20 protein-coding genes and 1 tRNA gene are annotated in these 17069 nt (G+C 65.8%); 7 read left to right on the top strand and 14 right to left on the bottom strand.

All coding sequences use genetic code 11. The features are described 5' to 3' along the window. Nucleotides 1-6: 6 nt before the first annotated feature. From J7S20_RS08785 to J7S20_RS08770, 4 genes are all read left to right on the top strand, one after another. Nucleotides 7-570 carry a DsrE family protein gene (locus J7S20_RS08785; RefSeq protein ID WP_284053862.1) on the top strand — a complete coding sequence of 188 codons (564 nt, stop codon included), beginning with the start codon at nt 7-9 and terminating at the stop codon, nt 568-570. 191 nt (nt 571-761) lie between these two features. Then, entirely contained in the window at nt 762-2162 is a 1401-nt protein-coding gene (locus tag J7S20_RS08780) for an alginate export family protein (RefSeq protein WP_284053861.1), read from the top strand. 99 nt (nt 2163-2261) lie between these two features. Then, nucleotides 2262-2921 (top strand): response regulator, encoded by a 660-nt coding sequence (locus tag J7S20_RS08775; protein ID WP_284053860.1) that lies wholly within the window; start codon nt 2262-2264, stop codon nt 2919-2921. After that, nucleotides 2918-4255 carry a sensor histidine kinase gene (locus J7S20_RS08770; protein WP_284053859.1) on the top strand — a complete coding sequence of 446 codons (1338 nt, stop codon included), beginning with the start codon at nt 2918-2920 and terminating at the stop codon, nt 4253-4255. The genes J7S20_RS08775 and J7S20_RS08770 overlap by 4 nt, the downstream gene beginning before the upstream one ends. A gap of 199 nt (nt 4256-4454) precedes the next feature. Here the strand turns inward: J7S20_RS08770 and J7S20_RS08765 are convergent. The 11 genes from J7S20_RS08765 to hisD form a co-directional block, all read right to left on the bottom strand. Continuing rightward, a tRNA-Phe gene (locus tag J7S20_RS08765) sits at nt 4455-4530 on the bottom strand. Between the two features lie 31 nt (nt 4531-4561). After that, nucleotides 4562-4768 (bottom strand): DNA gyrase inhibitor YacG, encoded by a 207-nt coding sequence (locus J7S20_RS08760; protein WP_284053858.1) that lies wholly within the window; start codon nt 4766-4768, stop codon nt 4562-4564. Further along, nucleotides 4746-5729: a ribonuclease gene (locus J7S20_RS08755; protein ID WP_284053857.1), complete on the bottom strand. Its 984-nt coding sequence runs from the start codon at nt 5727-5729 to the stop codon at nt 4746-4748. Before J7S20_RS08755 ends, J7S20_RS08760 begins: the two co-directional genes overlap by 23 nt. Beyond that, nucleotides 5722-6291, bottom strand: coding sequence for a Maf family protein (locus tag J7S20_RS08750; RefSeq protein WP_284053856.1), 570 nt, complete (start codon nt 6289-6291; stop codon nt 5722-5724). The genes J7S20_RS08755 and J7S20_RS08750 overlap by 8 nt, the downstream gene beginning before the upstream one ends. 58 nt (nt 6292-6349) lie before the next feature. Beyond that, the gene (infA, locus tag J7S20_RS08745; protein WP_003049127.1) at nt 6350-6568 is read right to left on the bottom strand and encodes a translation initiation factor IF-1; all 219 of its coding nucleotides are present in this window, start codon (nt 6566-6568) and stop codon (nt 6350-6352) included. 134 nt (nt 6569-6702) lie between these two features. Then, nucleotides 6703-8877 carry a sodium-translocating pyrophosphatase gene (locus J7S20_RS08740; RefSeq protein ID WP_284053855.1) on the bottom strand — a complete coding sequence of 725 codons (2175 nt, stop codon included), beginning with the start codon at nt 8875-8877 and terminating at the stop codon, nt 6703-6705. Between the two features lie 111 nt (nt 8878-8988). Then, a complete protein-coding gene (thiL, locus tag J7S20_RS08735) occupies nt 8989-9888 on the bottom strand; it encodes a thiamine-phosphate kinase (RefSeq protein WP_284054048.1) in 900 nt (299 codons plus the stop codon). 33 nt (nt 9889-9921) lie between these two features. Beyond that, the gene (locus tag J7S20_RS08730; RefSeq protein WP_284053854.1) at nt 9922-10611 is read right to left on the bottom strand and encodes a GNAT family N-acetyltransferase; all 690 of its coding nucleotides are present in this window, start codon (nt 10609-10611) and stop codon (nt 9922-9924) included. A 7-nt stretch (nt 10612-10618) separates the two neighbouring features. Further along, a complete protein-coding gene (locus tag J7S20_RS08725; protein WP_284053853.1) occupies nt 10619-10792 on the bottom strand; it encodes a DUF4169 family protein in 174 nt (57 codons plus the stop codon). Then, a complete protein-coding gene (gene nusB, locus J7S20_RS08720; RefSeq protein ID WP_284054047.1) occupies nt 10792-11253 on the bottom strand; it encodes a transcription antitermination factor NusB in 462 nt (153 codons plus the stop codon). Before nusB ends, J7S20_RS08725 begins: the two co-directional genes overlap by 1 nt. After that, nucleotides 11253-12491 (bottom strand): histidinol dehydrogenase, encoded by a 1239-nt coding sequence (gene hisD, locus J7S20_RS08715; protein WP_430980921.1) that lies wholly within the window; start codon nt 12489-12491, stop codon nt 11253-11255. The genes nusB and hisD overlap by 1 nt, the downstream gene beginning before the upstream one ends. Between hisD and J7S20_RS16340 the strand changes: the two genes are divergently transcribed. After that, nucleotides 12436-12615, top strand: a complete 180-nt coding sequence (locus tag J7S20_RS16340; protein ID WP_430980920.1) for a hypothetical protein — start codon at nt 12436-12438, stop codon at nt 12613-12615. The genes hisD and J7S20_RS16340 overlap by 56 nt on opposite strands. Here the strand turns inward: J7S20_RS16340 and hisG are convergent. Continuing rightward, nucleotides 12542-13204, bottom strand: a complete 663-nt coding sequence (hisG, locus tag J7S20_RS08710) for an ATP phosphoribosyltransferase (RefSeq protein ID WP_284053851.1) — start codon at nt 13202-13204, stop codon at nt 12542-12544. The genes J7S20_RS16340 and hisG overlap by 74 nt on opposite strands. 60 nt (nt 13205-13264) lie before the next feature. On the opposite strand from hisG, the gene J7S20_RS08705 reads away from it, so the two are divergent. Next, entirely contained in the window at nt 13265-14371 is a 1107-nt protein-coding gene (locus J7S20_RS08705; RefSeq protein WP_284053850.1) for a DUF2332 domain-containing protein, read from the top strand. Between the two features lie 95 nt (nt 14372-14466). Here J7S20_RS08705 and J7S20_RS08700 read toward each other — a convergent pair whose 3' ends face one another. Both J7S20_RS08700 and J7S20_RS08695 read right to left on the bottom strand, forming a co-directional pair. Beyond that, on the bottom strand, nt 14467-15345 hold the full coding sequence (locus tag J7S20_RS08700; protein ID WP_284053849.1) for an alpha/beta fold hydrolase: 879 nt from the start codon (nt 15343-15345) through the stop codon (nt 14467-14469). Between the two features lie 132 nt (nt 15346-15477). Beyond that, nucleotides 15478-16392: a pirin family protein gene (locus J7S20_RS08695; RefSeq protein ID WP_284053848.1), complete on the bottom strand. Its 915-nt coding sequence runs from the start codon at nt 16390-16392 to the stop codon at nt 15478-15480. A 64-nt stretch (nt 16393-16456) separates the two neighbouring features. Between J7S20_RS08695 and J7S20_RS08690 the strand changes: the two genes are divergently transcribed. Continuing rightward, nucleotides 16457-17062 (top strand): DUF6445 family protein, encoded by a 606-nt coding sequence (locus J7S20_RS08690; protein WP_284053847.1) that lies wholly within the window; start codon nt 16457-16459, stop codon nt 17060-17062. The last annotated feature ends 7 nt before the right edge of the window (nt 17063-17069 follow it).

Raw genomic sequence — 17069 nt, 5'->3', positions numbered from 1 at the left:
ATTGTCATGAAGAAGCTGATGCTGTCGGCCGCCATCGCGGCGGCCTCGATCGGCGCCGCACAGGCGCAGAGCTGGGAAACCCCGGTCATCAAGGGGTACGGCAAGATCATGGATTACAAGGACGTCGCCGTGCGTCCGGACCCGAAGCTCGATTACAAGCTGGTCTATGGCATCCATGACGACAAGATGAAGGGCGGCGTGAACGCCACGCTGTGGTCGATCGCGCGCAACGTGAACCTGCTCCGCGCGGGCGGCGTGCCCAAGGACAAGATCCACATCGTCGCCGTGTTCTATGGTCCCGGAATCGGTCCGGCGCTTGGAAATGAGGCCTTCAAGGCGCTCGCCAAGGGTAAGGACAAAGACAAAGACAAGGACGTGGGCGACAACCCCAATCTGGGGCTGATGAAGCAGCTGAGCGAAAACGGCGTGGAATTCTATGCCTGTGGTCAGACCATGGCGTCGAAGAAGCTGACCGCGGCCGATCTCAACGCCTATACCAAGAAGAGCCTGTCGGCGCAGGTCGTCCTCGCCAACTACCAGCTCAATGGCTACGCATTGATGGCCAACTGACCGGCGCGGCCGCGTCGGCGGCTTCCCATTTTTCTACCTGATCCCGGCCGCGTAGCGTGTTCGACGCCGGCCGGGTCCGGCGGCGCATCGGGCCGGGAATGCCCTCCCCTCCCGTCAGGCCCATGCGCCGCCTTTTTTGCGCGCGCCACGCGTGCGTCCTCTCTCGACGAACTGAAGGCAGCTAATCGAACATGACCCATTGCACGGCCAAACCGGCTTCGTTTGTTCGCCGTTCCCTGCTCGCGAAGGGGTGTTTTCCGGTATCGCTCTGCCTGTGTCTGGCAGCGGCGGGTTTCGCCCCGGCTGCCTCGGCGCAACAGGCGGCGAATGCTGCTGCGGATGACGGATTCTCGATCGCAGGTTCGGTGCGTGCGCGCGCCGAGTTGCTCGACGGGCAGTTCCGCGCCAAAGGACCCGATTACGAGGATATCGCGCTGTTCCAGACGCGCGTCGAGGCCAAATATCGCAGCGGCCCGCTGACGCTGGTCGGCGAGGTGATGGATTCGCGCGCCTATGGCGAGGCGGACAACAGCCCGGTCCGCGTGGGCGAGGTCAACGCGCTCGAGCCGGTGCAATATTATCTCGATTATGATCTGGGCGGCGCGCTGGGCGCGGGGTCGAAGACGCGGGTCAGGGTCGGCCAGATGCGCATGACGCTCGGTTCGATACGGCTGGTGAACAGCCCGCGCTTTCGCAACACGACCAACGCCTATCTCGGCGTGCGGGTCGACCGGAAGGGCAGCGACGGCAGTGCGTTGACGGCGTTCTGGACGATGCCGACGATGATCCTGCCGCGGACCCCGGCGAAGGTGTACGACAATGCGGTGGAGATCGACCGCAACAGCCTGGACCAGCAGTTTGCCGGGCTGTTCTATCAGCGCCCCGTCGCGGGCATGACGATCGAAGGCTATGGCTATTATCTCCACGAGGAGGACAGCCCGCGTTACCCGACGAAGAACCGCAACCTCTACACCACCGGCACGCGGCTGATGAAGGCGCCGGCGCCCGGCAGGGGCGATTTCGAGTTCGAGGCGATGTTGCAGTTCGGCACCGCGCACCGCAGCGCCGCACCCGGCGATACGACGCCGCGCGATGTCTGGGCGCAGGCGTTCCACGGCGAGGTCGGCTATACCTTCGATCGGCCGATGTCGCCGCGCGTCGCGCTCGTCGCGGACTATGCCTCGGGTCAGGACGACAGCGACAAAATCACCCGGTTCGATCAGCTTTATGGCGCAATCTTTCCCGATTTCGCGCCGCCGGGACTGTACGGTCCGATGACGCGCGCCAATGTGTTCGCGCCCGGGATCGACCTGTCCGCCAAGCCCGGCAAGGGGCGGGTATGGCTGACCTATCGCCTGATGCAGGTGCCCCAGCCCAACGACCTGTTCGGGCGCAGCGGCATCAGGAACGGCCCGAGCCACAATGCGGGGCAGCAGATCTTCGCCCGCGCCCGCTATCCGCTGATGAAGAATCTGCGCTTCGAGATCGGCGGCGCGCTGCTGTTCAAGGGCGATTTCCTGAAATACGCGCCGACGACGCAGAACCGCGAAACCACCCGCTACGCCTATACCGACCTCACCTTCACCTTCTGAGCGAGGTCCCGGATTCCCGCCGTGCCAAAAAGCTCGCCGCGACCGGGTTAAGGCTGGCATAAGTCTGGGTCCGCAAGGGTTCGGACCAGGGAGACTGCAGTGCGCATATTGGTCGTCGAAGACGACGATATCCTTCGTGACGGCTTGCGCGTGGGGTTGCCGATGGAAGGCCTTACCATCGACAGCGTCGCCACTTGCGAAGATGCGCGCATCGCGATCGAAGGCGGTGATTATGCCGTCATCGTCCTCGACATTGCGCTTCCCGACGGGTCGGGACTCGATCTCCTGCGCGAGATGCGCGCCTCGGGCGACCGCACGCCGGTGCTGCTGCTGACCGCGCGCACGCTGGTCGAAGACCGGGTCGACGGGCTCGACGCCGGTGCCGACGATTATCTGGGCAAACCCTTCGACCTCACCGAACTGGCGGCGCGGATCCGCGCGCTGCACCGCCGTTCGGTCGGCGCGCCGGAGGCGTTGCTGCGCGTCGGCGATCTGGTCCTCGATCTCAACCAGCGGAGCGTGACGCACAAGGGAGAGCCGGTGTCGCTGTCGCGCCGCGAATTCGCCGTGTTGCGCGTGCTCGCGGAAAATCCCGGCCACGTCCTGTCGAGGGCGCAGATCGAGGATCGAATCTATGGCTGGCAGGAAGAGGTCGGCAGCAACGCGATCGAGGTCCATATCCACCATTTGCGCGCCAAGCTCGGCAAGGCCGCCGTCGAAACCGTGCGCGGCGAAGGATATCGGATGCCGCGGCCATGATGTCGCTCCGGAAACGCCTGTTCCTCCAGGCAGCGCTGGTGACCATTCTGGTCTGGGCGGTGGCTGCGGCCTGGGCGACCTACAGCACCAAGTCGAAGATCGAACATGCGCTCGACAATCGCCTGAAAGAGGCGGCCGGCATGGTCGCCTCGCTCGGCTCGGTGCGCGCCGATACCAATGGTGCGACGATCCCGCCGCTGCCGGTGGGCGACAACTATAGCCGCCAGCTTTCCTGCCAGATATGGTCGGTCACCGGGCGGCTGATCAGCCGGTCGGATACCGCGCCCACCGCGGCGCTCGCCCGCCACGACAGCTCCGGATTTTCGGACCGCACCATCGGCGGCGTCGGCTGGCGGGTCTATACGCTTGTCGTCCCGCAAAGCGGCGTGCGCGTGATGGTCGGCGATACGCTGGCAATGCGCCGCAACCTTTTGACGCATCTCATCCTCGGGCTCGTCATCCCCGCGATCATCGGGATTTTCGCGCTTGCCGCGCTGCTGTGGATCAGCATCGGAGGCGGCCTGTCGCCGCTCAACGATATCGCAGCGACGATCGAGGGGCGCGGTGCCGACGACCTGTCGCCGCTGGGTATCGAACGCGTTCCCCCGGAAATGACGGTGGTGACGCAGGCGATCGACGGCGCCTTTGCCGGGCTGGCGGGAATGCGTGAAAGGGAACGGCGTTTTCTCGCGAGCGCCGCGCATGAAATGCAGACGCCGCTTGCTGGCCTGAAGATGCAGGCCGACATTGCCGGGCGGACCGACGATCCCGCGGTCCGGCGAAAGGCGCTGTCGCATATCGCCGCCTCGATCGCGCGCACGACGCGGCTGGTGCGGCAACTGCTCGAACTTACCCGGCAGCAGGCGGGCAGCATGCCTCCCGTGGCCGCAGAGGAGACGCGGATCGCGCCACTGCTCGGCGTTATCGGAAACGATCTTTCCCCGCTTCTGGCCGACCGGGGCGTAACCGTCGCGCCGACCGACGACGCCATGCGGGCCACGGTGCCGCTGGGCGAGGACGTGTTGTTGCTCGTGCTGCGCAACCTGATCGAGAACGCCGCCTCCTATGGACCTGCCGGGGGGACGGTGACGGTCGGCGTCGCGGCCAACGGCGTCTATGTCGAGGATCAGGGGGAGGGGATGTCGGAAGCCATGATCGCCGATGTTCGCCAGCATTTCATTCGCGGGCGAACCGACGTTCAGGGGAGCGGGCTCGGACTTGCGATCGTCGACACCGCGCTGACGCGAGCGGGGGCGAGAGTCGAATTTTCCCGCATGCCCGAAACGGGCTTCCGGGCCACCATCGTCACCCGCGTCAGGCTCGCACCGGCCTGAACCCGTCAAGGCGGGGCCGGGCGACCGCAATCGATCGCGCAGGCAGCCGGTGAGCTGCGCCGCTTCGGGCTCGCTCGGCTGTCCCCGATTTCCGAAGAGTCGCTTTCAGGCGTGGAACGCGCGATGCGCTACCGTGCGCCTGCGGTCCCGCGACGCGTATGAACCGATGGAAGTGCTGGAATGCCCTGAAATCAGGCGGTGGTGCCCAGGGACGGAATCGAACCGCCGACACTGCGATTTTCAGTCGCATGCTCTACCAACTGAGCTACCTGGGCACATCCGATGATCATCGGAAGAGGGCGCGTCTTAATCGCGCTCGCCGTCGCTGTCCAGCCCAGTTTGCGCCTTGACCATATCGTCGGGATCGGCGGGCGGACCGGGAATGCGATAGCCTTCGCCCAGCCACTTCAAAAGGTCGCGGTCCTTGCACCCGCGGCTGCAAAAGGGCTTGAATTCGGCCGCGGCCGGATTGCCGCAGACGGGGCAGGCGTCACTGGAATTGCGCTTGGACATGGCCGGCAGATATGGCGAGCCCGGCATCGCGGTGCAAGGCGATCGAAACGCCGATTCGCCGTTCGAGCTCGGCAACCCAGCTGCCATCCTCGATCGCCGCGATGACGCGCGGATTGGCGGCAATGGTACGTGCGCCGCGACCCGTGCTGCGTTCGGCGCGCCGGACCAGCGCGCGGGCATGCGCGCCGACCGGATCGGCCGCATAGAGTTCGGGCAGCGACAGGCGCGACCGGCGGCGAACGATCTGGATGAAGCCAAAGCCGTTGACCGCGGTGCGCTCGAACGGCTGCGGCAGGGCGGCGTCGATCGCCGTTGCCGCCGCCAGCCGGACCTGCTTGTCCGAAACCGTGGGGAGGTCGATGCCGATCGAGCCGCCGATATCGAGTCGCCGGATCGCCGCCGCAGCCGCACGCGCGCCGCTGATCGCCAGCGCATCGGTCGCGATCTCGCCATCGACATCGATCAGCGTCATCGCAGGTGTCAGCGCGATGGCGAGCGCCCCTCCGCCGAATCGGACAGTCCCCGTGGCGGCTTCGTCGAGCAACTCGCTCCACCCTGCCGCTTCGAGCATGTCGGCATCATAAGGCGATGTCTCGCGCACAGGGCCATCGAGCGTCGCTTCGATGGATGGAGGTCTGCCTGTTGCGGCATCCGGTTGCGCCAGGCGGGCACGGGCGCGTTTGGGCTTGCCGGGTTCGGGCAACGCTGGGCGCGTGATCTCGATTGCCAGCGACGCCCCCTCGGTCACGCCGCGCGGTAGCGGGACGAGCAGCGCCTCGCCGCCATCCCAGGCGGCAATACCCTGATTGCGTTCGGGCAGCCGCCGGACCAGACGCGCTTCGATCACCGTTCCGGCGAGCAGCTCTCCCTCGGGCAGGATGCGGGCTTCGAGGATATGGTCGCCATCGATCAGCGCGGCGCGGGTCTCGCCGATCCCGCGCTCGACGACCCATTCAGCCAAGGGGGTATCCGCTCGTTTCAAGGAGCGCGCGCGTTTCGAACAGCGGCAGGCCGACCACGCCCGAATGGCTGCCCGACATGAAGCGCACCAACGCTTCGGCGCGGCCCTGGATGGCGTAGCCGCCAGCCTTTCCCAGTCCCTCGCCAGTGGCGATATAGCGGTCGATTTCGGCAGCGCTCAGGCGCTTGAACGCCACGGTCGAATCGGACAGCCGCACGCGCGCGCGGCCTTCGCGGTCGATCACGCATACCGACGACAGGCAGTGGTGTCGCCGCCCCGACAGCAGCGAGAGCATCCGGAGCTGCTCGGCCTCATCCTCGGCCTTGGCGAGGATGCGCCTGCCCAGAGCGATCGTCGTGTCGCCCGCGAGGACGATCTCGTCCGCGTCCCGCGTCACCGCGTACGCCTTTTGCTCCGCCATGCGCAGCACATAGGCGCGCGGAAGCTCGCCGGGCAGCGGCGTTTCATCGATGTCGGGAGCGTCGATCCGGTCGGGCGTCACGCCGATCCGCGCGAGCAAGTCGCGCCGACGCGGAGACGAAGAGGCCAGGACGAGCCGCACCGGGCGCGTCCTTATGCCGGATTCCCGCCGGTGCGGGGACGATCCGCGAAGCCGCAGATCACTTGAAGCGATAGGTGATGCGACCCTTGGTCAGGTCATAGGGCGTCAGTTCGACGAGCACTTCGTCGCCGACCAGCACGCGGATGCGATTCTTGCGCATCTTGCCTGCGGTATGCCCGAGAATCTCGTGGTCGTTCTCGAGCCGGACACGGAACATGGCGTTGGGCAAAAGCTCAACGACCTGACCGCGCATTTCGAGTAGTTCTTCCTTGGCCAAACAAAACCTCGTTCGAATTCGAGCAATCGGCGCAGCCCTGTACGCTGTCCGAGCCCAAAAGAAAAGCACCTGTAACAAATGCCCCGCCGGAAGCGAGTTCCGGCGGGGACGAAAACGTCATTATCTATATTGGATCAGCCACCCCCGGCTGCAAGTGCGGCAAGCAGCAGCAGCGCGACGATATTGGTGATCTTGATCATCGGATTGACGGCGGGACCGGCGGTATCCTTGTACGGATCGCCGACCGTGTCCCCGGTCACCGCGGCCTTGTGCGCCTCCGATCCCTTGCCGCCGTAATTGCCGTCCTCGATATATTTCTTGGCATTGTCCCAGGCGCCGCCTCCGCTCGTCATCGAAATCGCGACGAACAGGCCCGACACGATCACGCCGAGAAGCATCGCGCCCAGCGTGGCAAAGCCCTGCGGCTTTCCGCCGACCCAGCTGACGATGAAGAACACCGCGATCGGACTCAGCACCGGCAACAGCGAGGGGATGATCATCTCCTTGATCGCCGCCTTGGTGACGATATCGACCGTGCGCGCATAATTGGGACGGCTGGTGCCGGCCATGATGCCCGGATCGTCGCGGAACTGCACGCGTACATCCTCGACCACCGATCCCGCCGCACGGCCGACCGCGGTCATGCCGAACGCGCCGAACAGATAGGGCAGCAGCGCGCCGAGCAGCAGTCCGACGATGATATAGGGGTTCGACAGCGAGAAATTGACCGGCCCGGTCAGCCCCAGCGCGGTCGAATAGCGGTCGAGATCGGTGGTGTACGCGCCGAACAGCACGAGCGCCGCCAGCGCCGCCGATCCGATTGCATAGCCCTTGGTCACCGCCTTGGTCGTGTTGCCCACCGCATCGAGCGCGTCGGTGCGGCCGCGCACATCGTCGGGCAGGCCGGCCATTTCCGCAATGCCGCCGGCATTGTCGGTGACCGGGCCATAGGCGTCGAGCGCGATGACCATCCCGGCGAGCGCGAGCATCGACGTCGCGCCAAAGGCGATGCCGATGATGCCGGCGAGCTGATAGGTCGCGATCACCGCGACGACGATGACGATGGTCGGCATCGCGGTCGATTCCAGGCTGACGGCCAGGCCCTGGATCACGTTGGTGCCGTGACCGGTCTCCGACGATTTGGCGATCGATTTGACCGGGCGATAATTGGTGCCGGTATAGAATTCGGTGATCCACACCAGCGCGCCGGTCACGCCCAGACCGATCAGCATGCACCAGAACAGGTCCATGCCGGTGAACCCGGCCGAAGCTGCTGCGCCTGCCGCCGCTTCGGGCGTCATCGCGCTCGACCCGCCGTTCAGGAAGCCGGCGCCGCCGATCACCGCATTCATGTCGCCCAGCGCCCATGTGGTGACGCCGTAGATCGCCGGGATCGCAAGGATCGCCGCAGTCCAGAAGCCCTTGTACAGCGCGCCCATGATCGACTCGCTGCGGCCCAGGCGCACGGCATAGGTGCCGATGATGGAGGTGACGATGCACACGCCGCCGACGATCAGCGGCAGCGCCATCAGGCTCATCAGTTCGGTTCCCGATGCCTGAACCAGCAGCGCGATCGAAACCATGGTGAGGCCCAGCGTCACGACATAGGTTTCGAACAGGTCGGCGGCCATGCCGGCGCAATCGCCGACATTGTCGCCCACATTGTCGGCGATGGTCGCCGGGTTGCGCGGATCATCCTCGGGAATGCCCGCCTCTACCTTGCCGACTAGATCGGCGCCGACATCGGCGGCCTTGGTGAAGATGCCGCCGCCGAGGCGTGCGAAGATCGAAATCAGCGATGCGCCGAATGCGAGCGCGGTCAGCGCCTCGATGATCTCGCGGTCATTGGGGGCATGGCCGGCGGGGCCGACCAGATACCAGAAGAAGACGGAGATCGCGAGCAGGCCGAGCCCGGCGACGAGCATTCCGGTAACGGCGCCGGAGCGGAATGCGATCGTCAGTCCGCGTTGCAGCGAACTCCGCGCGGCCTCTGCGGTGCGGACATTGGCGCGAACCGAGATGTTCATGCCGACATAGCCGGCGACGCCCGACAGGACCGCGCCGATGACGAAGCCGATGGTCGAGAGCCAGCCCAGCGTGAACGCAAGGATGATGGCGACGATGACGCCGACAAAGGCAATGGTGCGATACTGACGCCCGAGATAGGCCTTGGCGCCTTCCTGGATGGCGGCTGCGATATCCTGCATCTTGGCTTCGCCCGCCGATGCTCGCAGCACCTGGCCGCTGGTCAGAAAGCCATAGACCACGGCAAGCAGGCCGCAGGCGATGGCAACATAGACAATCGTCATATGATGAATCCCCTTCCCCAATTTTCGGCGCCTCCTGGATCCGATCGTACCGTCGGAATTCAGGCGCAACGCATCAGGTATAGGGCAGCGGGGGGCGAGCGCAAGTTGCGCTCAGGCGCGGTGTTCGAAGCCGATACGATCGGGCAGCGCAATCGGGCCGTCATTATCTTGCAGCGAAAGCCCCGTTCCGGCGGCGAAGCGGCCGATACGGGTCGCGGCGACCGGCGGGGTTTCGCCGGGGGGCATCGCGAAGAGCAGTTCATAGTCGTCGCCCGCCGTGACCGCCGCCAGCCGGGCATTGCGGTCGTCGCCAGCGAAGGCCCGCAAATCGGACGACAGCGGCACGGCGGCAAGGTCGATCGCGACCGCCAGGCCGCTCGCATCCGCCATGCGCGCTGCATCGATCAGCAGCCCGTCCGATACGTCCATCATGGCACGCGCCACAGCGCCGAGCGCGCGTCCTTCGCCGAGACGCGGGTGCGGCCGACGATAGGCGATCGCGAGCGAATCCGGTCCGTCTTCACCCGTCGCGATGCGCAGTCCGGCGCCGGCATCGCCGATCGTCCCGGTAACATACAGCATGTCGCCGGCGCGTGCGCCGCTGCGGGCCGGCGACCGCGACGCACGGCCGACGGCGGTAAGCGAGATCACGCGCGGAGCGCCATGCGGCAGCGAAACCGTGTCGCCGCCCAGCAGCGGGCAATCGAACCGGTTCATCGTCTCGCCCAGCCCGTTCAGAAAATCGCGGTCCCAGCCATCGTCGCCCAGCGGATAGTTGAGCAGCGCGCCCTCGGGCACTGCGCCCTTGGCCGCGAGGTCGGACAGGTTCACCGCCAGCAGCTTCCACGCGACATCGGCGGCGGCATCCTCGCTGAGATAATGAACGCCCTCGACAATGGTGTCGGTGGTAAGCACCAACTCGCCCAGTCGCGCGGTGTCGTCGCGCAACTGCTGCGCACCGGGGTGCAGCGGGAGCGCCCGCAGCGCGGCGATGAAATCGGCCTCGGTCATCGCGACCATTCTAAACGCTATGCGCGTGCAATTTCACGTCGCGCGCGCCAATCGGGTCATCAGCACCTCGCGCCGCACCGCGAAGCCCAGCTTTTGGTAGAGCGCAATCGCGCCCTCATTGCTCGCATAGGCGTGCAGAAAGGGTGTTTCGCCGCGATCCAGAATACGCTGCGCAACCAGCCGCATCAGCGCCGCGGCATAGCCGTGTCCGCGATGGTCGGGATGCGTGCATACGCCGCTGACCTCGGTAAAGCCGTCGGGCTTCATCCGCTCGCCGGCCATCGCGACAAGTCGCCCGCCGACCTTTACCCCGAAAAAATCGCCGAGCTCATGCGTGCGTTCAAAGAACGGCCCCGGCTTGGTGAGCGTGGCCAGCGCCAGCATTTCAGGCACGTCTTCGTCGCGAAGCGTTAGCAGGTCGCGGTCGGGCGCCGGCGCGGTGGTCAACCGGTCGGCCGTCATCTGGACGCCTGCTTCCTGCGATACGACCGCGATGCCCGGTACATCGGTCGGCGGACCGGCTTCGAGGAACGCGACATCGCCATGTTCGGCCACCAGCGCGCAAAGGCCTGCGAGGCTTGCCTCGGAATGGTCCCCGATCGCGGCGAACACACCATAGGACGGGTCGTATCGCAGCGCGCCATTGCGGCTGAGCGCGAATTGTGCGTGGCGACCGCGAAGCGCCGACCATGCGGCCCGGTCGAGCGGATGTCCGGCGGCCATGCGACCGTCAGTCGCGTTTCGCGCCGTCGAGAATGCTGGTTTGGCGATCGGATTCTGCCTTTTCCGCCGCCTTTTCCGCCTTGCTCTGCCCGAACGCCGCCCGGTTGGTTGCGGCCGTCTGTTCCTTTTCGGCGCGCTTCTTTGCCTTGCGTGCGAGGCGGAGATTGACGACCTCGCCCATTATCCGCGTGCGTCCTTGCCGACCGCGTCGAGCAGGCCGTTGACGAAACCGGCCTCGCGCTTGTCGTAAAAGGCGTGGGCGACATCGACATATTCGGTGATGATCGCGCCCTTGGGCACGTCGGGGCGGGCGATCAGTTCATAGGTGCCGGCGCGCAGGATCTGGCGCATCGGCTTGTCGAGCCGTTCGAGCGACCAGCCCGACGAAAGCCGCGCGGCGATCTTGCCGTCGATCTCGTCGCGGCGCGCATCGACGCCCGTCACGATATCGTCGAAGAAATCGACATCGGCATCGGCATATTCGACCTCCTCGATCGTGGCGCCGAGGCGGTGATGGTGGAATTCGTGGAGCAGCGTCGGCACCGGCGTGCCCTCCATCTCGTGCTGATAGAGCGCCTGTACCGCGGCGAGGCGGGCGGCGGCACGGGCCTGGGTACGAGATTTCGAGGTCTTGCTTGGCATCATTTGCTTTCGAGTCTGAGCGCCACCGACTTGGCATGGGCCGGAAGCCCTTCGGCCGTGGCGAGCGCAACCGCCGCAGGGCCGATCTCAGCAAGGCCGGCCCGGTCGAGTGAGAGGAAGCTGGTGCGCTTCATATAGTCGAGCACCGACAGCCCGCTCGCGAAACGTGCGCGGCGGCCGGTGGGAAGAACATGGTTCGGGCCGGCGACATAATCGCCAACGGCTTCGGGCGTATGCCGGCCGAGGAATACCGATCCGGCATGGTGGACGAGCGTGAAGAGCTGGTCGGGATCGTCGACCGCGAGCTCGAGATGCTCGGGCGCGAGCCGGTCGACCAGCGGGCAGGCGGCGGCGAGTTCGGGCACGAGGATGATCGCGCCGTTGGCGTCCCAGCTCGTGCGCGCCACGTCCTTGGTCGAAAGCGTGCCGATCTGCCGGTCGACGGCATCGGCCACGGCATCGGCGAAGGCGGCATCGTCGGCGAAGAGGATCGACTGGCTGGTCGGATCATGCTCGGACTGGCTGAGCAGGTCTGCGGCGATCCATTCGGGATCGTTCTTCGCGTCGGCGACGACGACGATCTCGCTCGGCCCCGCGACCATGTCGATCCCGACCACGCCGTAAAGCTGGCGCTTGGCCTCCGCGACCCAGGCGTTGCCGGGGCCGGTCACGACATCGACCGGTTCAATCCGCTTGGTGCCATAGGCGAGCGCAGCGACCGCTTGCGCGCCGCCGATCCGCCAGACCTCATCGACGCCCGCCAGCTCGGCGGCGGCGAGGACGAGCGGATTCACCTCGCCCTTGGGCGTCGGCGTGACCATTACCAGCCGGGGTACGCCAGCGACCTTGGCCGGCAGCGCGTTCATCAGCACCGATGACGGGTAGGCGGCGCGTCCGCCGGGAACATAGACGCCTGCCGACGCCACCGGGCGCCAGCGCGAGCCGAGGCGGATACCGACATCGTCGGTGGTCTCGCTGTCGGTCGGCTTCTGCTTTTCGTGGAAGGCGGCGATGCGGTCGCGCGCGAGTTCGAGCGCTTTTCGCAATTCGCTGTCGAGGCCGTCGAGCGCCGCGGTCAGTTCGGCGCGTTCGATGCGCCAGCCGGTCTCGTCGAGGTCGTGGCCGTCGAATTTGGAGGTGAACGCCTGCACCGCCGCATCGCCATCGTCGCGCACGGCGGAAATGATCGTGCGGACGTCGCGCGATACATCGGCATCGGCCTCTCGCCGTGCGCCCACGAGTTCGTCGAAAGCATGCGCAAAGGCGGGGTCGGAGGCGTTGAGGCGGATCACGCCGCTGCCTCCGCCACCGTGCGGCGGAATGCATCGACCAGCGGCACGACCTTGTCGGTGCGCGTCTTGAAACCTGCGCGGTTGACGATCAGGCGCGAGGTCACTTGCTCGATCACCTCGACCTCGACCAGCCCGTTTTCCTTGAGCGTGCGGCCCGACGACACGAGATCGACGATGCGCGGGGCAAGGCCAAGGATCGGCGCCAGTTCCATCGCACCATTCAGCTTCACGCATTCGGCCTGAACGCCGCGCGCTTCGAAATGCGCCTGGGTCAGGCCCGGATATTTGGTCGCGATGCGAACGTGGCTCCACCCGCGCGGATCGTCCTTCGCCGCCATGTCGGCGGGTTCCGCGACCGACAGCCGGCAATGGCCGATGCCCAGATCGACCGGCGCGTAGAGCTCCGAATAGCCGAATTCGCCGATCACATCCGACCCGACGATGCCGAGCTGCGCCGCGCCGTGCGCGACGAAGGTCGCGACGTCGAACGCGCGCACGCGGATGATGTCGATATCGCTGCGGTTCGTCTTGAAACGCAGCGCGCGGCTGCTCTCGTCGGCGAAGGCGGGTTCGGGCACGACGCCGACCTGCGCGAGCAGCGGCAGCGCCTCTTCCAGAATGCGCCCCTTGGGCACGGCGATGATAACGGGTTCGGTCATGGGCGTGGCGGGCTTTACTTGGGGCGGGCGGCATGCGCAACAAGGGGTGAAGGAGGCGATATGGCGAGTGAGAAGAACAATCGCGGCGCGTTCCTGATCCAGCAATTCTACTGCGAGCAGATGGACGCGCCGATCTATGCGCGGATTTGCGTTGCGCTGGCCAAGGGGCTGACGCGCGAAAGCCGAACCGGCGCGCGCGTGCTCGACTGGCCGGGCGAACCGACGCGCGATGCGCTTCCGCTACGCCTGATCGGTGGCCTGCATGCGCTGGTGCTGGCGAGTGCGGATGACGAACTGGCCGATGTTTTTTTGGGGGCGGTGACCGACGAGCGGGCGGTGAAGGCCGTGCTGCAGCGCGTCCTGATCGATCATGACGAGCGGCTCTGTTCGTGGCTCGACGGCCCGCCGCAGACCAATGAGCCGGGGCGCTCGGGCGCGCTGATGACCGGCTTGCTGGAGGTCGCCCGTCGGCACGGGCCGAAGCTGGAGATATTGGAGATCGGATCGAGCGCGGGGCTCAACCTTCTGATCGATCGCTATGGCTTCGATCTCGGCGATGTGCGCGTCGGACCCGCCGATGCCCCGGTGCGGATCGCGCCCGATTGGCGCGGCGAACAGCCGGTTTCGGCAGAGGTGGAGATCGTATCGACGCGCGGTTGCGACGTCCGGCCGCTCGACGCGACCGATCCCGCGGTTGAGGCGCGGCTTGCCGCCTATGTCTGGGCGGAAGTGCCCGAGCGGCTGGAGAGGGTGCGCGGTGCGATCGCGATGCAGCGCGAAAAGCCGGTCGATCTGGCACAGGCCGATGCCGCCGACTGGGTCGAAGCGCGACTCGCCGAACCGCAGGACGCCGGCGTCACACTTGTGCTGATGCACTCGGTGGTATGGCAATATCTGCCCGACGCGACGGCTGAGCGGATCAGCGCGGCAATGCGCGACGCCGCAGCACGCGCCACCGCGGAGCGGCCGCTGGCGTGGGTGATGATGGAGCCCAACCGCGATCTCGGCCGGCAGGAGGTGCGGGTGCGGTCCTGGCCCGGCGACGGCAACTGGCGGCTGGTCGCGATCGCGCACGCGCACGGCCTTTGGGTGGAAGGCCTGCCGCAGCCGTTCGAAACGAGCGAATATCGGATGCTGGCGACCGCGCCGCTTACTTCGTCACCCTGAACTTGGTGCAGGGTCCACCGTGATGCTTCAGGCTCGGTCAGGAATCTTGAACAGCGGCGGATGCTGAAACAAGTTCAGCATGACGATGTCTGACGTTACTTCCCCAGCCACTCGCGCATCGCCGCATTGACCTTGTCCGGCGCTTCCCACGGCACGAAATGCCCGGCGTCGACCTTCACCACCGTAAGATTCGGCACGACCTCTTCCAGCCCTTCGAGCTGGACCGGCAGCAGCGCGGTGTCCTTCATTCCCCAGATGACCAGCGTCGGCATCTTGATCGGCGGGAAGGGCGCGTCGAGGAACGCCGGCCGCTCGGGAGTCTCGTCCATCGCCGGCACCTGGACCGCGCTTGCCCGGTACCAGTTGAGCATCGCCGTCATCGCACCCGGCTGCGACCATTCATCCAGATAGTTCGCCTTCTCGGGCGCGAGCAGTTCGGGGTCGGCATGTTTGACGAAGGTCGTGTCGAAAAACGCCTCCAGCCCGATCGAATCGATGTGCTTTTCGAGGTCGGGATTGCGGAAGGCGCGGATATACTGGCTCGCCTCGCGCTGGTCCATGTCGTCGAACAGCGACTTCTGGAAGACGAAGGGGTGCGGGGCGTTGCAGATGATGAGTTTTTCGACGCGGTCGGGATGGTTGAGCGCCAGCATCCACGCGATCGCGCCGCCCCAGTCATGGCCGACAAGGACGAAGCGCTGCTTGTCGAAATGGTCGGCGATGGCGAGCGCATCGGCGACCGGCTTGTCGGGTGTGTAATTCTCGACGCCCTCGGGCTTGTCCGATCGCGCAAAGCCGCGCTGGTCGGGCGCGATGACGAAATGATCGCGCGCGAATTCCTCGATCTGGTGCCGCCAGGTACGATGCGATTCGGGAAAGCCGTGGAGGAACAGCATGGCGGGCGAAGCCGGGTCGCCCGCGGTAACGACGTCGAGCGCCACGCCGGTCGGCAGGTCGATGCGATATGTGTCCATATTCCCCTCCGTCGTTTCTGCGCAGGCAGGAACCCGTGTCTTTATCCGTGACGAGTGACATTAGCCTTGAAATGCCGCCGCCCGGAAGTGCCGTCACGAACAACGGTGCCGGCGATAGGCTCAGCGACGGCTTCAGGGATAGCTTACCGTTTTCGGCACCTCGGGGATCGGGATCCACTCCTTGTCGTCGTCCGGGACCTTTGCAAATTCGCCCGCGCGCCACGCCCGCTTCGCCTCGTTGATCCGCTCGCGTGAGGACGACACGAAATTCCACCAGACATGGCGCGGCGTCGCGAAGGCCTCACCGCCGCACAGCATCACCCGCGCGCCGCCGTCGGAGCGTAGCGTCGCCTCTGCGCCGGGGCGCAGCAGATACAGCGTCATCGGATCGAGCCGCATTCCGTCGAGCGTAATATCGCCCTCGGCGACATAGACGGCGCGCTCGTCGGCACCGGAGTCGATCGGGATCGACCCGCCACCGGCCAGCGCGATGTCGGCATAGATCGTATCGGCATAGGTCGTCGTCGGCGCGCTGCGGCCCCAGAGCGAACCCATCACCACTCGCGCCTTCACACCGCTGTCTTCGACCACCGGCAGCTCGGCGCGCGCGACATGTTCGAAAGCGGGCGCGATTTCTTCCTGTCCGTCGGGGAGCGCGATCCAGGTCTGAATGCCCGACAGCTCGGGCCCGACCGCGCGCTCGGCCGATGGCGACCGCTCGGAATGGACGATGCCCGACCCCGCGGTCATCAGGTTCACCGCGCCCGGCTCGATCGTCGCGAAGGTGCCGAGCGAATCGCGGTGGTCGATCGCGCCGGCGAACAGATAGGTGACGGTCGCGAGGTTGATATGCGGATGCGGACGAACGTCGATGCCTTCGCCCACCGAAAGATGCGCCGGTCCCATCTGGTCGAAGAACAGGAACGGCCCGACCATCGTGCGCTGCTTGTTGGGCAGCGTCCGGTGGACCTTGAACCCGCCGAGATCATGCGTCGCAGGCGTGATCGTCTGCAGGATCAGGTCTTCAGAGGACGATCGGCGTGTCATCGGAGACAACATACGCGCTTCGGCCCGGTTTGCCACGTTCGATTGCTTTGTCTAAGCCCGTTGGATGCCGACCTCACTTCTTGTCGTGGATGATTTTCTGCAACGGCCGGATGCCGTTCGCGCAGCGGCTTTGCGCCTTAGCTATCCTGACCTTCAGGGCGCATTTGCCGGTCGCAATTCCGAGCAGCGTATGGAAATCACCGGATTGTCGGAGGAGGTGTCGCGTCTGACCGGCGAGGCGTTGACCCCCATTCAACCACTGCGGTCCCATTCGAAATGCCGTATTACGCTCGAAGGCGAAGTAGGTCTGGGACGGGTACACATTGATCCGGGCTATTGGTCCGGCATTTTGTACCTCAGCCGACCTGAAGACTGCCAGGGCGGGACCGAATTTTTTCGACACAAGCCGACCAACAGCGATCGCGCTCCGATCACACATGAGGAGCTGAGGGCCGCCGGGTTTTCTTCAACGGCGCAACTCGAAACAGAAGTGCTGAACAAGCACAGCAACGATGAATCCAAATGGGAAAAGACGATGGAGGTGCCGATGCGCTATAACCGGCTGCTGCTCCTTCGTCCGTGGATGTGGCACACTGCTGGACCCGGGTTCGGCAACTGTCTGGAAAACGGCCGGCTGATCATGGTGATGTTCTTTCAGCCGAAGCGTTAGGTGTCTT

Origin of the sequence: Stakelama marina (assembly GCF_018122655.1) — a bacterium.
In the GTDB taxonomy this organism is placed as follows: domain Bacteria; phylum Pseudomonadota; class Alphaproteobacteria; order Sphingomonadales; family Sphingomonadaceae; genus Sphingomonas; species Sphingomonas marina.
The sequence above is the reverse complement of the archived record's forward strand: the minus strand, read 5'-3'. Positions and strand labels throughout refer to the sequence as shown.

Coding starts and splice junctions, on each gene's coding strand:
- J7S20_RS08740 (WP_284053855.1), bottom strand. CDS start 8,877: ATGACGATTGTCTATGTTGCCATCGCCTGCGGCCTGCTTGCCGTGGTC.
- J7S20_RS08690 (WP_284053847.1), top strand. CDS start 16,457: ATGCCGACCTCACTTCTTGTCGTGGATGATTTTCTGCAACGGCCGGAT.
- J7S20_RS08780 (WP_284053861.1), top strand. CDS start 762: ATGACCCATTGCACGGCCAAACCGGCTTCGTTTGTTCGCCGTTCCCTG.
- J7S20_RS16340 (WP_430980920.1), top strand. CDS start 12,436: ATGATCGTGCGGACGTCGCGCGATACATCGGCATCGGCCTCTCGCCGT.
- J7S20_RS08705 (WP_284053850.1), top strand. CDS start 13,265: ATGGCGAGTGAGAAGAACAATCGCGGCGCGTTCCTGATCCAGCAATTC.
- J7S20_RS08770 (WP_284053859.1), top strand. CDS start 2,918: ATGATGTCGCTCCGGAAACGCCTGTTCCTCCAGGCAGCGCTGGTGACC.
- J7S20_RS08695 (WP_284053848.1), bottom strand. CDS start 16,392: ATGACACGCCGATCGTCCTCTGAAGACCTGATCCTGCAGACGATCACG.
- nusB (WP_284054047.1), bottom strand. CDS start 11,253: ATGCCAAGCAAGACCTCGAAATCTCGTACCCAGGCCCGTGCCGCCGCC.
- J7S20_RS08700 (WP_284053849.1), bottom strand. CDS start 15,345: ATGGACACATATCGCATCGACCTGCCGACCGGCGTGGCGCTCGACGTC.
- thiL (WP_284054048.1), bottom strand. CDS start 9,888: ATGACCGAGGCCGATTTCATCGCCGCGCTGCGGGCGCTCCCGCTGCAC.
- J7S20_RS08785 (WP_284053862.1), top strand. CDS start 7: ATGAAGAAGCTGATGCTGTCGGCCGCCATCGCGGCGGCCTCGATCGGC.
- J7S20_RS08760 (WP_284053858.1), bottom strand. CDS start 4,768: ATGTCCAAGCGCAATTCCAGTGACGCCTGCCCCGTCTGCGGCAATCCG.
- J7S20_RS08730 (WP_284053854.1), bottom strand. CDS start 10,611: ATGGCCGCCGGACATCCGCTCGACCGGGCCGCATGGTCGGCGCTTCGC.
- hisG (WP_284053851.1), bottom strand. CDS start 13,204: ATGACCGAACCCGTTATCATCGCCGTGCCCAAGGGGCGCATTCTGGAA.
- J7S20_RS08725 (WP_284053853.1), bottom strand. CDS start 10,792: ATGGGCGAGGTCGTCAATCTCCGCCTCGCACGCAAGGCAAAGAAGCGC.